This window comes from Georgenia satyanarayanai (genome assembly GCF_009193135.1).
In the GTDB taxonomy this organism is placed as follows: domain Bacteria; phylum Actinomycetota; class Actinomycetes; order Actinomycetales; family Actinomycetaceae; genus Oceanitalea; species Oceanitalea satyanarayanai.
In genome coordinates, this window is the sequence record NZ_VUKC01000006.1 from 1 (window position 1) to 15,197 (window position 15,197).

General features: G+C 71.5%; 13 protein-coding genes. 1 reads left to right on the forward strand and 12 read right to left on the reverse strand.

From position 1 onward, the window contains the following. Positions 1-711: 711 nt before the first annotated feature. The 11 genes from GD632_RS08550 to uvrA form a co-directional block, all read right to left on the reverse strand. The gene (locus GD632_RS08550; RefSeq protein ID WP_152190973.1) at positions 712-1,068 is read right to left on the reverse strand and encodes an RNA polymerase-binding protein RbpA; all 357 of its coding nucleotides are present in this window, start codon (positions 1,066-1,068) and stop codon (positions 712-714) included. A gap of 15 nt (positions 1,069-1,083) precedes the next feature. Further along, the gene (gene secG, locus GD632_RS08555; RefSeq protein ID WP_152190975.1) at positions 1,084-1,326 is read right to left on the reverse strand and encodes a preprotein translocase subunit SecG; all 243 of its coding nucleotides are present in this window, start codon (positions 1,324-1,326) and stop codon (positions 1,084-1,086) included. 151 nt (positions 1,327-1,477) lie between these two features. Beyond that, the gene (gene tpiA / locus GD632_RS08560; protein WP_152190977.1) at positions 1,478-2,263 is read right to left on the reverse strand and encodes a triose-phosphate isomerase; all 786 of its coding nucleotides are present in this window, start codon (positions 2,261-2,263) and stop codon (positions 1,478-1,480) included. Between the two features lie 4 nt (positions 2,264-2,267). Continuing rightward, positions 2,268-3,458 (reverse strand): phosphoglycerate kinase, encoded by a 1,191-nt coding sequence (locus tag GD632_RS08565; protein ID WP_152190979.1) that lies wholly within the window; start codon positions 3,456-3,458, stop codon positions 2,268-2,270. A 96-nt stretch (positions 3,459-3,554) separates the two neighbouring features. After that, the gene (gap, locus tag GD632_RS08570; RefSeq protein WP_152190981.1) at positions 3,555-4,562 is read right to left on the reverse strand and encodes a type I glyceraldehyde-3-phosphate dehydrogenase; all 1,008 of its coding nucleotides are present in this window, start codon (positions 4,560-4,562) and stop codon (positions 3,555-3,557) included. A 225-nt stretch (positions 4,563-4,787) separates the two neighbouring features. Beyond that, positions 4,788-5,768: a DNA-binding protein WhiA gene (gene whiA / locus GD632_RS08575; RefSeq protein ID WP_152190983.1), complete on the reverse strand. Its 981-nt coding sequence runs from the start codon at positions 5,766-5,768 to the stop codon at positions 4,788-4,790. A 91-nt stretch (positions 5,769-5,859) separates the two neighbouring features. Then, positions 5,860-6,858, reverse strand: coding sequence for a gluconeogenesis factor YvcK family protein (locus GD632_RS08580; protein WP_193311412.1), 999 nt, complete (start codon positions 6,856-6,858; stop codon positions 5,860-5,862). Continuing rightward, positions 6,855-7,823, reverse strand: coding sequence for an RNase adapter RapZ (gene rapZ, locus GD632_RS08585; protein ID WP_152190988.1), 969 nt, complete (start codon positions 7,821-7,823; stop codon positions 6,855-6,857). The genes GD632_RS08580 and rapZ overlap by 4 nt, the downstream gene beginning before the upstream one ends. A gap of 4 nt (positions 7,824-7,827) precedes the next feature. After that, positions 7,828-9,933, reverse strand: a complete 2,106-nt coding sequence (gene uvrC, locus GD632_RS08590) for an excinuclease ABC subunit UvrC (protein WP_152190991.1) — start codon at positions 9,931-9,933, stop codon at positions 7,828-7,830. A gap of 5 nt (positions 9,934-9,938) precedes the next feature. Then, positions 9,939-10,424 (reverse strand): OsmC family protein, encoded by a 486-nt coding sequence (locus GD632_RS08595; protein ID WP_152190994.1) that lies wholly within the window; start codon positions 10,422-10,424, stop codon positions 9,939-9,941. Positions 10,425-10,471: 47 nt separating this feature from the next. Next, positions 10,472-13,312: an excinuclease ABC subunit UvrA gene (uvrA, locus tag GD632_RS08600; protein WP_152190997.1), complete on the reverse strand. Its 2,841-nt coding sequence runs from the start codon at positions 13,310-13,312 to the stop codon at positions 10,472-10,474. A gap of 84 nt (positions 13,313-13,396) precedes the next feature. On the opposite strand from uvrA, the gene GD632_RS08605 reads away from it, so the two are divergent. Then, positions 13,397-14,038: an MBL fold metallo-hydrolase gene (locus GD632_RS08605; protein WP_152191000.1), complete on the forward strand. Its 642-nt coding sequence runs from the start codon at positions 13,397-13,399 to the stop codon at positions 14,036-14,038. A 48-nt stretch (positions 14,039-14,086) separates the two neighbouring features. On the opposite strand, the gene GD632_RS08610 is transcribed toward GD632_RS08605, so the two are convergent. Further along, on the reverse strand, positions 14,087-15,097 hold the full coding sequence (locus tag GD632_RS08610) for a TerC family protein (protein WP_152191002.1): 1,011 nt from the start codon (positions 15,095-15,097) through the stop codon (positions 14,087-14,089). Positions 15,098-15,197: the final 100 nt, after the last annotated feature.

The following is a 15,197-nucleotide window of genomic DNA, read 5'->3' on the forward strand; positions in this document are numbered from 1 at the left end:
CGCCTGCACGGCGAGATCGGCCTCCTCCCACCCGCCGAGCTCGAAGCAACCTACTACCGTCAGATCAACGCCCCGGTGAAGGCCGAAGCGTCAGTTCCGAGCCTCCACTAAACCCGGCACGAGACAGAGTTACCGCCGACAGCTGAGTTGTCGCCGACAGCCGACTCGCCGGCGACAGCCGACCTACCCCCGACAGCCGACTTGCCGGCGACAGCCGACCTACCCCCGACAGCCGACTTACCGGCGACGGAGGGTTATCGCGGTACACGTGCCGCAGAAAGCGCACGCGTCGCCGGGCCCACGCTCCAGTGACCCTCAGCATCCGGCCGGCGGGCGGGCGGATGCGGCATCCGGTGCAGACGCGGGCGTGACCGCGCGCCGTGTCACCGGACGCTGGGCGACAGTGCAACGCGTGCGCCCGTCGCGGCACGCGCGATCGGCGACAACTTGGGTATCGGCGGCAACTCGGCTGTCGGCGACAACTCGGCTGTCCGCAACTCAGCTGTCGCCGACAACTCGGCTCTCGGCGACAACTCGGCTGTCGGCGACAACTCGGCTGTCGGCGGCAACTCGGCTGTCGGCGACAACTCGGCTCTCGGCGAGAACTCGGCTGTCGGCGACAACTCGGCTGTCGACGACAACTCGGCTCTCGGCGTCTGGGGCGGCCGGCGGCCGCCGAGAGCTGAGGGGAAGAGCTGGGAGCCGCGCTGGTCAGCGCGTGCTGCCGCCGCGGCGGGCGCGCAGGGCGGTGAGGGCCTCCTCGAGGAGGGCCTCACCGTCGGCGTCGGTGCGACGCTCCTTCACGTACGCGAGGTGCGTCTTGTACGGCTCGTTGCGCGGCGGCTCCGGCGGCGCCTCGCGGTCCTGGCCGGCGGGGAGCCCGCAGCGGGGGCAGTCCCAGGTCTCGGGGATGACGATCTCCGGCTCCTTGGCGAAGCTCGGGCTCGTCTCGTGGCCGTTGGCGCACCAGTAGGACATCCGCACCCGCGGGGCGGCCTCGCCGCGCTCGGCCTCGCCCATGGGCCCCGCACCGACGCGGGACCCCCGGATCGCACTTCCTCCAGCCATGGTGGTTCTCCCTGCTCAGACGAAACGCTGCATGAGGCCGAGCAGGACGATGGTCATCCCCCACAGCAGGGAGATGCCGATCGTGATGCGGTTGAGGTTCCGCTCGGCGACCCCGGAGGAGCCGATCGAGGAGCTGATCCCGCCACCGAACATGTCGGAGAGGCCACCGCCCTTCCCCTTGTGCATGAGGATGGACAGGATGAGGAAGATGCTGGTGAGGACCAGCAGCACCTCGAGAACGATCCGGAGGGCATCCACGAGCCGGAGGCTCCTTTCGGTGAACGGGCGGGCGGCGGCGCAGCCGCACAACTCGTCAAGGATAGGTGATGACGGCCTCGTCGTGGACCAACTTGGCCGAGACACGCCACGGTCCCCGGTCGCGGGACGCGCCCGGGGACCGTGGCGGGTGTCAGGCGTGCTGCTGGTAGCGGACGATCGCCGCGAACTCCTCGGCCTGGAGGCTCGCGCCCCCGACGAGCGCGCCGTCGACGTCGTCCTTGACCATGATCGAGGCGACGTTGCCGGACTTCACCGAGCCGCCGTACAGGACGCGGACGGAGTCGGCGACCTCCTGGCCGTAGAGCTCGGCGAGGCGGCCGCGGATCGCGCCGCAGACCTCCTGCGCGTCCTCCGGGGTGGCGACCTCCCCGGTGCCGATCGCCCACACGGGCTCGTAGGCGATGACCGTCTTGGCGGCGGCCTCCGCGTCGAGCCCGGCGTAGGCGCCGTCGACCTGCGCGAGGGTGTAGGACACCTGGTCGCCCGCCTGACGGACGTCCAGGCCCTCGCCCACGCAGATGATCGGGCAGATGCCGTGGGCCAGGGCGGCCTTGGCCTTGGCACCCACGAGGGCGTCGTCCTCGGCGTGGTACTGACGACGCTCGGAGTGCCCGACGACGGCGTAGCTGACGCCGAGCTTGGCGAGCATCGCCGCGGAGATCTCGCCGGTGTAGGCGCCCTTCTCGTGCGCGGAGACGTCCTGGGCGCCGTAGCGGACCTCGAGCTTGTCGCCGTCCACGAGGGTCTGCACGGAGCGCAGGTCGGTGAACGGCGGCACGACGACGACCTCGACGGCCGAGTAGTCGTGCTCCTTGTCCTTGAGCTCCCAGGCGAGCTTCTGCACGAGGTGGGTGGCCTCGTGGTGGTCGAGGTTCATCTTCCAGTTGCCCGCCATGAGCGGGGTGCGGTTCGTCATGGGCTCAGTCTTCCAGAACCGCGACGCCGGGCAGGACCTTGCCCTCGAGGAACTCGAGGCTGGCGCCGCCACCGGTGGAGATGTGGTCGAACCTCTCCTCGTCGAACCCGAGCACGCGGACCGCGGCGGCGGAGTCGCCGCCGCCGACGATCGTGAAGCCGGCGGCGTCCTGCATCGCCTGCGCGACGGCCTTGGTGCCGGCCGAGAAGGCGTCGAACTCGAAGACACCCATCGGGCCGTTCCACACGATCGTCTTCGCGTCGGCGATCTTCTCGGCGAACAGGCGGCCGGAGTCGGGTCCGATGTCCAGGCCCATCTGGTCGGCGGGGATCGCGTCGGCGGGGACGACGGTGGCGGGGGCGTCGGCCTTGAACTCCGGCGCCACGACGATGTCGGTGGGCAGGACGATCTCGACGCCGTTGGCCTCCGCGTCGCGCAGGTAGCCCTTGACCGTCTCGACCTGGTCCTCCTCGAGGAGGGACGTGCCGACGTCGTAGCCCTTGGCGGCGAGGAAGGTGAAGACCATGCCGCCACCGATGAGGAGGCGGTCGGCCTTGGTGAGGAGGTTGCCGATGACGCCGAGCTTGTCGGAGACCTTCGAGCCACCGAGGACGACGACGTAGGGCCGCTCCGGGTCACCGGTCGCGCGGCTCAGCGAGTCGATCTCCTTGAAGACGAGCTGCCCGGCCGCGTGCGGGAGGCGCTGGGCGACGTCGTAGACGCTCGCCTGCTTGCGGTGGACGACCCCGAAGCCGTCCGAGACGTAGGCGTCGGCGAGGAGGGCGAGCTCGTCGGCCAGCGCGCCGCGCTCGGCGTCGTCCTTGGAGGTCTCCCGGGCGTCGAAGCGGATGTTCTCCAGGAGGAGGACCTGGCCCTCCTCGATGTACTGGGCCTTGGCCTTGGCGTCCTCGCCCACGGTGTCCTCCGCGAGGAGCACCTCGCGGCCGAGCAGCTCCCCGAGGCGCTTGGCGACGGGCGCGAGGGAGTACTTCGGCTCCGGCGCGCCCTTGGGGCGCCCGAGGTGTGCCGTGACGATGACCTTCGCCCCGGCGTCGAGCAGGGCGGTGAGGGTGGGGAGGGCGGCGCGGATGCGGCCGTCGTCGGTGATGGTCGCCCCGTCGAGCGGGACGTTGAAGTCGGAGCGGACGAGGACGCGCTTGCCGCGCAGGTCGCCCAGGGTGTCGATGGTCTTCATGGCTCTCCTAGGAGTCGGTGCGGACGCACGAACGTCCGCGCGCCGCGTTCGGCGGCACGCGGACGTCCGTGTTCACTGCTGGGTGGAGGCGAAGCCTCAGAGACGCTCGCCCACGTAGCTGGCGAGCTTGACCAGCGAGCTGGAGTAGCCGAACTCGTTGTCGTACCAGCTGAGGACCTTGACCTGGTCACCGATCACCTTGGTGAGGCCGGCGTCGAAGATCGAGGTGTGCGGGTCACCGACGATGTCCTGGGAGACGATCGGGTCCTCGGTGTACTTGAGGATGCCCTGGAGCTCGGGGGTCTCGGCGGCGGCCTTCATCGCGGCGTTGACCTCCTCGACCGTCACCTCCTTCTCGACCGTGAGGGTGAGGTCGGTGGCCGAGCCGGTGGGGGTCGGCACGCGCATGGCGTAGCCGTCCAGCTTGCCCTTGAGCTCGGGGAGCACGAGGGAGACGGCCTTGGCCGCACCGGTGGTGGTCGGGACCATGTTGAGAGCGGCGGCGCGGGCGCGACGCAGGTCCTTGTGGGGGCCGTCCTGGAGGTTCTGGTCGGCGGTGTACGCGTGGATCGTCGTCATGAGGCCACGGACGATGCCAAAGTTCTCGTGCAGGACCTTGGCCATCGGGGCGAGGCAGTTGGTCGTGCAGGAGGCGTTGGAGAAGATGTGGTGCTGCTCGGCGTCGTAGTCGGTGTGGTTGACACCCATGACGAAGGTGGCGTCCACGTCCTTGCCGGGCGCGGAGATGATGACCTTCTTGGCCCCGGCGTCGAGGTGCGCCTTGGCGGAGTCACGGTCCACGAAGCGGCCGGTGGACTCGATGACGATGTCGACACCGAGGTCGCCCCACGGGAGCTGGGCGGGGTCCTTCTCCGCGGAGACGTGGATCTTGCGGCCACCGACGGTGATGGACTCCTCGTCGTAGGAGACCTCCTCGTCGAGCACACCCATGATCGAGTCGTACTTGAGGAGGTGGGCGAGGGTCTTGTTGTCGGTGAGGTCGTTGACGCCCACGATCTCGAGGGCCGAGCCGCTCTTGAGCGCGGCCCGGAAGAAGCTGCGGCCGATGCGGCCGAAGCCGTTGATACCGACGCGGATGGTCACTATGTCCTCCTCTAGTGCGCCGCTCGGCGCACACACAAGTCGACTGTCGAAGTAGCGCCCGAGGGGCGCCGTGGCGGGGCCCGCCGTGGAGACTGGGCCACCATCAGCACCAAACCTACACCGCGACAAAAGGGGTCGCAGGGACGTAGGTCCGACGTGGACACGACCGATGTGTCCGCTCTGGGCGAACCCTCCCCCGCCGTGGTGACAGGGGTCACTCCCGCCTCAAAGGTCGTACATGTCCGGTGTGAGGACGGCCTCGGTGTCGCCGATGCCGAGCTCCTGGGCGCGCTTGTCCGCCATGGCGAGCAGCCGGCGGATCCGGCCCGCGATCGCGTCCTTGGTGAGCGGCGGGTCGGAGAGGGCGCCGAGCTCCTCGAGACTCGCCTGCTTGTGCGCCAGACGCAGCTGACCGGCCTGGAGGAGGTGGTCGGGCACACCCTCGCCGAGAATCTCGAAGGCCCGCTCGACGCGGGCGCCGGCCGCGACGGCCGCGCGGGCCGAGCGGCGCAGGTTCGCGTCGTCGAAGTTCGCCAGGCGGTTGGCGGTCCCGCGCACCTCTCGGCGGGTGCGGCGCTCCTCCCAGATGAGGACGGCGTCGTGCGCGCCCATGCGGGTGAGGAGGGCGGAGATGTCGTCGCCGTCGCGGACGACGACGCGGTCGACGCCGCGGACCTCGCGCGCCTTGGCGGACACGTCCATCCGGCGGGCGGCGCCGACGAGCGCGAGTGCGGCCTCCGGGCCCGGGCAGGTGATCTCGAGCGCCGAGGAGCGCCCGGGCTCGGTGAGCGAGCCGCGGGCGATGAAGGCCCCGCGCCATGCGGCCACGGCCTCACCCACGCCGCCGGACACGACGCCGGGCGGGAGCCCGCGGACGGGTCGGCCGCGGCCGTCGAGCAGGCCGGTCTGGCGGGCCAGGGACTCCCCGTCCTTGACGACGCGCACGACGTAGCGGTTGCCGCGCTTGAGCCCGCCGCCGGAGACGACGACGACGTCGCTGGAGTGGCCGTAGATCTCCGCCATCGACTGGCGCAGGCGGCGTGCCGCCACGCCGAGGTCGAGCTCGGCCTCGATGACGATGCGTCCGGAGATGATGTGCAGCCCGCCCGCGAAACGCAGCGTGGCCGCGATCTCGGCCTTGCGCGCGGACATCTTGTCCACCTGCAGCCTGGCCAGCTCGTCCTTGACGGACGCCGTCAACGACATGGCCGACTTCCTCCCGCTCACCGTGCTCCCTCGTCCCACGGCCCCCGGTCGGGGGCCAGCCTGCACCTTCTCATGCCCTGCGGCCCGATCCTCACGGGGACCCCGTGGCCTCGCCCACATCGCCCAGCACGTCGTCGAACGCGTCGCGGTAGGCAGCGGCGAGCCGCAGGGGGTCGTGGCGGGGCGTCCCGTCGCCGGCCCGCACCTGCCGCAGCAGCACCCGCGCCCCCAGCGCCCGCGCGGCGGAGAGCAGCCCGTCGATGTCGTCGACGGCGGCCGGGTCGGCGAGGACGACGTCGATGCGCAGGTCCGGCGCGTGCTCGACGAGCGTGCGCAGGTGGTCGGCGGCCGACATGCCCTCCGTCTCCCCCGGCTGCGTCGAGAGGTTGAGCGTGACGGCGCGCCGCGCGTCGGTCTCGGCCAGCGCCCGGGCGAGGTCGGGGACGAGGAGGTGCGGGATGACCGACGTGTACCAGGAGCCGGGACCCAGGACGACCCACTCGGCCTCGCGCACGGCACGGACGGCCTCCGGGTGGGCCGGCGGCTCGTCGGGGATGAGGCGGACCGAGCTGATGTTGCCGCTGGTGACGGCGACCCGGGACTGGCCGCGCACCACCCGCTCCTGCTCCGAGCCGCCCATCCGGACGCGCGCCTCGATGTCGAGCGGGACCGCCGCCATGGGCAGCACCCGGCCCCGGGCGCCGAGGAGCCGGCCCACCCAGTCCAACCCGGCGACCTCGTCGCCCAGCAGGTCCCACAGGGCCACGATGAGGAGGTTGCCCAGCGCGTGCCCGTCGAGCGGGCCGGACGAGCTGAAGCGGTGCTGGAGGACGTCACGCCACGTGAGGCCCCACTCCGAGTCGTCGCAGAGGGCGGACAGCGCCATGCGCAGGTCCCCGGGAGGCAGCGCGCCGAGCTCGTGGCGCAACCGGCCGGAGGACCCGCCGTCGTCGGCGACGGTGACGACGGCGGTGAGGGCGCTGCACACGTGGCGCAGCGCCCCGAGGGTGGCGGCCAGGCCGTGCCCGCCCCCCAGCGCCACGACGCGTGGCCCCCGCCCGCCCGCCGAGGGCCACTGCTCGGCGCTCACTCCCGCCCCACGTCGCGGTGGAGGGTGCGCACCTGCAGCCCGCGGCTGCGCAGCTCCTCGCCCATCGCCTCGGAGACGGCCACCGACCGATGGCGCCCGCCGGTGCAGCCGACGGCGATCGTCACGTTGCTCTTCAGCTCGCGCTCGTAGCCGGCGAGCACGGGCTCGAGGGCGTCGACGTAGCGGTCGATGAACTCCTGGGCGCCGGGCTGGTCGAGGACGTACCGGTTGACCGCCTCGTCCTTGCCGGAGAGGTGCCGCAGCTCGGTCACCCAGTACGGGTTGGAGAGGAAGCGGACGTCGACGACGTGGTCCGCGTCGAGCGGCAGGCCGTGCTTGAAGCCGAAGGAGACCAGGGTGATCTGGACGGGCTGGGCCCCCGCCTCCCCCACGCGCTGGCGGATGTGCCGGGCGAGGTCGTAGGGGCTGAACGTCGTCGTGTCGATGATCGCGTCGGCGCGGCGACGCAGCTCGGCGAGCAGCTCGCGCTCCTCGGCGATGCCGTCGAGGATGCGTCCGTCACCCTGCAGGGGGTGGGTGCGGCGGACCTGCTCGTAGCGGCGCACGAGCTCGGCGTCGTCGGCCTCGAGGAAGATGATGCGGTAGTCCAGGCCGTGGTGGCGCAGGTCGTCGAGGACGCTGAGGAGCTCGGCGAAGAACTCCCCGCTGCGGACGTCGACGACGGCGGCGAGCCGCTTCACCCCGCCCCCGGAGGCGGTCATGAGGCGGGCGAGCGGCTCGAGCATCCGCGGCGGCAGGTTGTCGACGACGAACCAGTCCATGTCCTCGAGGGTGTTGGCCACCCGGGTGCGGCCGGCCCCGGACATCCCGGTGATGATGAGGAGCTCGCGTCGGTCCGCCTCGGGCGGCGCCGTCTCCGCCTCGAGCAGCGGGATGCCCTCCGGGACGGTCTGCGGTGCTCGCTCGTCGCCCTCACCCGGGCGCTGTCCTCCTGAGGTGCTCATCACCCTAGGATGCCAGGCCCGGCCCGTCCCCGTCGGCGTGCTCGGCGGCTGGGGCCCCGTCCGCGGCCTCGGCACCGGTGTCCGTGGCCGCGGCGTCGGGCGTGGCCCCGGTGGGCGCGCTCACCTCGTCGGCCGAGGGGCCCGTCGGCGCGGTGGGCGCCGTCCGCAGCGCGTCGACGACGGCCTGCGCCGTGCGTGGACCGACGCCCTTGACGGCCGCGATCTCCTCCGCCGTCGCCCTGCGCATGCCGGCGACCGACCCGAACTGGGCGAGGAGCGCCTTGGCCCGGGTGGGGCCGAGCCCGGGGACGTCGTCGAGGACCGAGCGGGTCATCGCCTTGCTCCGCCGTCCGCGGTGCGCGGCGATGGCGAAGCGGTGGGCCTCGTCGCGCAGCCGCTGGAGGAGGAAGAGCCCGGGACTGGTGCGGGGCAGCACGAGGGGGAAGTCCTCGCCCGGCAGCCACACCTCCTCGAGCCGCTTGGCCAGACCGACGAGGGCGACGTCCTCCACCCCGAGCTCCTCGAAGACCCGCTGCGCCGCCGCGACCTGTGGCTGACCGCCGTCGACGACGACGAGGTTGGGCGGGTAGGCGAAGCGGGTGGGACGCCCCGTCTCGGGGTCGACGGGGCCGGACACGAGCGGCTTGCCGTCGTCGTCGACCGCGCCCTCGCGCGCGGCGCGGTAGTGGCGGAAACGGCGGGTGAGCACCTCGGCGATGGCCTCGGTGTCGTCCCGCGCGCCGCTGCCGTCCGCGCCGCGGACGACGAACCGGCGGTAGGCGTTCTTCCGCGGCAGGCCGTCCTCGAAGACGACCATGGAGCCCACCTGGTGGGTGCCCTGGGTGTGGGAGATGTCGTAGCACTCGATGCGGAGGGGTGCCTCCTCGAGGTCGAGCGCCTCGGCGAGGTCGGCCAGCGCCTGCGACCGGGTGGTGAGGTCACCGGCCCGCCGGGTCTTGTGGAGCACGAGGGCGTGCTCGGCGTTGCGCTGCACGGTCTGCGCGAGGGCCCGCTTGTCCCCGCGCTGCGGCACCCGCACCGACACGGCAGAACCGCGCAGCCCGCTGAGCCAGTCCGTCACCTGCGGGAGGTCGGCGGGCAGGACGGGCACGAGCACCTCCCGCGGGACGGCCGAGGTGCGGGCCGACTCGGCCTCGTCGTCGGCGTCCGCGCCGAGGTCGCCGTAGACCTGCTGGAGGAGCCGCTCGACGAGCTCCGCGTCGGTGGCCTCCTCGACCTTCTCCACCACCCAGCCGCGCTGGCCGCGGACCCGTCCGTCACGCACGTGGAAGACCTGGACGGAGGCCTCGAGCTCGTCGGAGGCCATCGCGAAGACGTCGGCGTCCGTCCCGTCGGGCAGGACGACCTCGTTCTTCTCCACGACCCGCTTGAGCGCACCGAGGTCGTCGCGCAGGCGGGCGGCGCGCTCGAAGTCGAGCTCGCCGGCGGCGGCTTTCATGTCGCTCTCGAGACGGCGCACGAAGGGGCGGGTCTGACCACCCATGAACGCGCAGAAGTCCTCCGCGAGGCGGCGGTGGTCCTCCACGGAGATCCGCCCGACGCAGGGCGCCGCGCACTTGTCGATGTAGCCGAGGAGGCAGGGGCGCCCGGAGCGCTCGGCGCGCCGGTACACGCCGTTGGAGCACGTGCGGACCGGGAAGACCCGGAGCATGAGGTCGACGGTCTCGCGGATCGCCCACGCGTGGCCGTAGGGGCCGAAGTAGCGGTTGCCCTTGCGGCGTGCGCCGCGCATCACCGTGGCGCGAGGCACCGTCTCGGACATCGTCACCGCGAGGTACGGGTAGGACTTGTCGTCGCGGTACTTGATGTTGAAGCGCGGGTCGTACTCCTTGATCCACGAGTACTCGAGCGCGAGGGACGCGACCTCGGTCTCGACGACCGTCCACTCGACGGAGGCGGCCGTCGTCACCATCTGCCGGGTCCGCGGGTGGAGGTTGGCGATGTCCTGGAAGTAGCTGCCCAGACGCGAACGGAGGTTCTTCGCCTTGCCGACGTAGATGACCCGGCCGTGCGCGTCGCGGAAGCGGTAGACCCCGGGCGATGTCGGGATCTCCGACGGGCGAGGGCGGTAGGTGGACGGGTCGGCCATGCCCCTCAGCCTACGTGCGCCTCCCGGGCGGGCGGCGCCGGCTGCACCCGCACGGGGCAGCTGAGGGAGCGGGCGATGTGGTTCTGCACGCGGGCGTCCTCGTGGAGGCGAGCGGCCGCCTCCTCGCTGATGGGATCGGCGTAGGTCACCCGCGGGCGCAGCACGACGTCGGAGAACGGACCCGAGTTGGCCCCCTCGACGCGCTCGGTGGCCGTCGCGACGTCGGTGTAGCCGACGACGACGACGCCCCGCGCCGCCGCGGTGCGCAGGAACCACAGCATCTGCGACTGGGAGACGGCCCCGACGAAGAGCTCCTCGGCACGGTACCGGGACACGTCGGCAGCCACCTTGCGGTCGGAGGTGGCGAGCAGGGTCGGCTTGCCCTCCACCCGCACCTCGTGGTCGCGGGAGTAGGAGGTGTAGCTCCGCGTCCCGGTGTCGTCCGCGCCGGTCCAGTCGACGGTCACCGTGTAGGTGTGGAGTGCGCCCATGGTGTCACCCTAGCCCGGGGTGACCGTCGTCACGTCGGCTTCGCGGCTCAGCCGCCCAGCACCTCGGCGAGGAACCGGCCGGTGTGCGAGGCCTCGACCTTCGCGACGTCCTCGGGCGTGCCCTCGGCGATGACCGTGCCGCCGCCGGAGCCGCCCTCGGGGCCCATGTCGATGACCCAGTCGGAGTTCTTGATGACGTCGAGGTTGTGCTCGATGACGATGACGGTGTTGCCCTTGTCGACGAGGTTCTGCAGCACCTCGAGCAGCCGGCGGATGTCCTCGAAGTGCAGCCCCGTCGTCGGCTCGTCGAGCACGTACGCCGTGCGACCGTTGGTGCGCCGCTGCAGCTCGGAGGCGAGCTTGACGCGCTGGGCCTCACCACCGGAGAGGCTCGTGCCGCTCTGGCCGAGGCGCACGTAGCCGAGGCCGACGTCGACGAGCGTGTTGAGGTAGCGGGAGATCTTCTGGGACGCGGAGAAGAACTCCGCCGCCTCTGAGATCGGCATGTCGAGGACCTCGGCGACGGTCTTGCCCTTGAAGCGCACCTCGAGGGTCTCGCGGTTGTACCGCGCCCCGTGGCACACCTCGCAGGGGACGTAGACGTCCGGGAGGAAGTTCATCTCGATCTTCAGCGTGCCGTCGCCCTTGCACGCCTCGCAGCGCCCGCCCTTGACGTTGAAGGAGAAGCGCCCGGGCCCGTAGCCGCGGACCTTGGCCTCCGGGGTGTCGGCGAAGAGCTTGCGCACGTGGTCCCACACACCAGTGTAGGTGGCGGGGTTCGAGCGGGGGGTGCGTCCGATCGGGCTCTGATCGACGTGGACGACCTTGTCGAGGTGCTCGAGGCCGGTGACCCGGGTGTGGCGGCCGGGGACGCGGCGGGCCCGGTTGAGCTCGTTGGCCATCACCGTGTAGAGGATGCCGTTGACGAGACTGGACTTGCCCGAGCCGGACACGCCCGTCACGGCGACGAGGGTCCCGAGCGGGAAGTCGACCGTGACGTTCTTGAGGTTGTTCTCGCGGGCGCCGACGACGCGGACCTTGCGGTTCCTGTCGACCGGGCGGCGGACGTCGGGCTGCGGGATGGACCGCCGACCGGAGAGGTAGGCGCCGGTGAGGGACTCCTCGCTCGTCAGCAGCTCGGGCAGGTGGCCGGAGTGGACGATGTGCCCGCCCTGCTCCCCCGCTCCCGGGCCGATGTCGACGATCCAGTCGGCGACCCGGATCGTGTCCTCGTCGTGCTCGACGACGATGAGGGTGTTGCCGAGGTCGCGCAGTCGCACGAGGGTGTCGATGAGCCGGCGGTTGTCCCGCTGGTGGAGCCCGATGCTCGGCTCGTCGAGGACGTACAGGACGCCGACGAGGCCGGAGCCGATCTGGGTGGCGAGACGGATGCGCTGGGCCTCGCCGCCGGACAGCGTGCCGGCGGGCCGGGCGAGGGTGAGGTAGGTGAGGCCGACGTCGACGAGGAAGCCGAGGCGGGCGTAGATCTCCTTGAGCACCTGCCCGGCGATCGCCCGCTCGCGGGCACCGAGGTCGAGGGTGTCGAGGAACGGGGCGATGTCCTCGATGGGCATGGCGCACAGGTCGGCGATGGACATGCCGCCGAGCTTGACCGCGAGGACCTCGGGCTTGAGGCGGGCGCCCTTGCACACGGAGCAGGCCACCTCGCGCATGTAGCCCTCGTAGCGCTCCCGGGAGGAGTCGGACTCGGTCTCGGCGTGCTTGCGCGTCACGTAGGTGACGGCGCCCTCGAAGCCGGTCGAGTAGGCGCGCTCGCGGCCCCACCGGTTGCGGTACTTGACGTGGACCTCGTGGTCCTTGCCGTGGAGCACCGCCTCCTTGGCGCGGGCGGGCAGGCTGCGCCACGGGGCGTCGACGGAGAAGCCCAGCTCGTCACCGAGCGCACGGAGGAGGCGCAGGAAGTACTCCGAGGAGGCGCGCGCCCAGGGCTGCACGGCGCCGTCGGCGAGGGAGAGCTCCTCGTCGGGCACGATGAGCTCGGGGTCCACCTCGAGCTTGGACCCGATGCCGGAGCACTCCGGGCACGCGCCGTAGGGCGCGTTGAAGGAGAAGGTCCGCGGCTCGATCTCCTCGAGCTGGAGCGGGTGGTCGTTGGGGCAGGCCCGCTTCTCGGAGAAGCGCCGCTCCCGCTCGGGGTCGTCCCCCGGGAGGTCGACGAGCTCGACGACGAGGAGGCCGTCCGCCAGCCGCAGGGCGGTCTCGACGGAGTCGGTGAGGCGCTGGCGCATGGACTCGCGCACGACGAGACGGTCGACGACGACGTCGATGTCGTGCTTGATCTTCTTCTCGAGAGTGGGCGGCTCCGCGAGGGAGACGACGGCGCCGTCCACCCGCGCGCGCGAGAAGCCGGTGGACTGGAGCTCGCGGAAGAGGTCGAGGTACTCGCCCTTCCGGCCGCGCACGACCGGCGCGAGGATCTGGAAGCGGGTGCCCTCGGGCATCTCCTGGAGGCGGTCGACGATCTGCTGCGGCGACTGGGCCGTCACCCGCTCCCCGCACACCGGGCAGTACTGGGTGCCGGCGCGCGCGTAGAGGAGGCGCAGGTAGTCGTAGATCTCGGTGATCGTGCCGACGGTCGAGCGCGGGTTGCGGCTCGTGGACTTCTGGTCGATGGCGACGGCGGGGCTCAGGCCCTCGATGAAGTCGACGTCCGGCTTGTCCATCTGACCGAGGAACTGCCGCGCGTAGGAGGACAGCGACTCGACGTAGCGCCGCTGCCCCTCGGCGAAGATCGTGTCGAAGGCCAGGGAGGACTTGCCCGAGCCGGAGAGCCCGGTGAACACGACGATGCTGTCGCGAGGGAGCTCGAGGTCGACGTTGCGGAGGTTGTGCTCGCGCGCACCACGGACGAGTAGCTGATCGCTCACCCGGCGATGATACGAGCACCGCCGCTCGCGCGCCTGTACGTGTGTTCGACGTCACGGGCGTGCCGCGACTGGCAGGATCGGGTCATGACCGACTCGACCCCGCTGGGCACCGCCAGGCTGGAGCGGCTGGCCGTCTCCGCCATGGACAACAACGTCTACCTCGTCGTCGCGCGGACCGGTGAGCAGCTGCTCGTCGATGCCGCGGACGACGCCGAGGCGATCCTCGCGATGCTCGGCGCGGGGCCGCTGCGGACGGTCGTCACCACCCACGGCCACTGGGACCACCACCGCGCGCTGGCCGCCGTCGTCGCGGCGACGGGAGCCCGGACGGCGGCGGGGGCCGCTGACGCACCGGACCTCCCGGTGCCCGTCGACGTCCCCCTCGCCCACGGTGACCGCCTCGCCGTCGACGCGGCCGGTGAGCTCGTGCTCGACGTCGTCGCGCTACGCGGCCACACCCCCGGCTCCGTGGCCCTCGCCCTCACGGAGCCGCACGACGCGCCCCGGCCCGGCCGGGTCCACCTGCTCACCGGGGACAGCCTCTTCCCGGGCGGGGTCGGCAGGACGACGAGCCCGGCCGACTTCACCAGCCTGCTCGACGACGTCGAGGAGCGGCTCTTCGGCGTCTTCCCCGACGACACCGTCGTCTGGCCGGGCCACGGGCTCCCGACGACGCTCGGGGCGGAACGGCCCCACCTGGCGCGGTGGCGGGAGCGCGGCTGGTAGCGCGACGGCCCGGCACGCCCTCGGGGCGGGCCGGGCCGTCGGCGGAGGTCAGCGGGAGACCTGGTCTGCCTCTGCCTCGCGGGCGTCCTTCTTGTTCTTCGCGATGCTTGCCAGCACCGTGATCGTCAGGACGCCGACGATCCAGACGAGCGACACCGCGATACCCGGCTCGGGCAGGCCGTGCCACTCGTCGCCGCCGTTGATGAAGCCCAGCTCGTTGGTGTGCAGGGCGTGGATGATGAGCTTGACGCCGATGAAGCCGAGGATCGCCGCCAGGCCGTAGTGGAGGTAGACGAGCTTCTCGAGGAGCCCGTCGATGAGGAAGTAGAGCTGGCGCAGACCGAGCAGCGAGAAGGCGTTGGCCGCGAAGACGAGGTACGGCTCCTGGGTGAGACCGAAGATCGCGGGGATCGAGTCGACCGCGAAGAGGATGTCCGCGCTGCCGATGGCGAGGATCGCCAGGAGCATCGGGGTGATCATCCGCCTGCCGTCGATCTTGGCGACCAGCTTGCCGCCGACGTAGTCCTCGGTGACCGGCATGAAACGGCGCACGAGGCGCACGAAGCCGTTCTCCTGGTACTCCTCGTCCTCCGAGACCGTCTCCACGCCCTGGCGGGCCTGGGAGATCGCGGTCCAGACGAGGAACGCACCGAAGATGTAGAAGACCCAGGAGAAGTTGTCGATCGCGGCGGCACCGAGGGCGATGAACACGCCGCGCAGGACGATGGCGATGACGATGCCGGCCAGCAGCACCTCCTGCTGGTAGTTCCGTGGCACACGGAAGGCCGCGATGATGATGACGAAGACGAAGAGGTTGTCGACCGACAGGCTCTTCTCGGTGATGTAGCCGGCGAAGTACTCCCCGCCGTACGTCGAGCCCCAGACGAACCACACGATGACGCCGAACACGAGCGCCATGGCGACGTACGCGACCGACCACCAGGCGGCCTCACGCATCGTCGGTGCGTGGGGGGTCTTGACGTGGCCGACGATGTCGACGGTGATCATGACGAGGATGATGCCGATGAGAGCGATCCAGCCGAGAGCGTGGACGTCCACTGCGCCTCCGGTACGTAGGTTTGGGGTACCGGAGGTCTCTTCCGCGCACGTGGCGACGGGTCCGCCGGCGTGCGCCGGTGGCACCGAGCGGGCACTGACC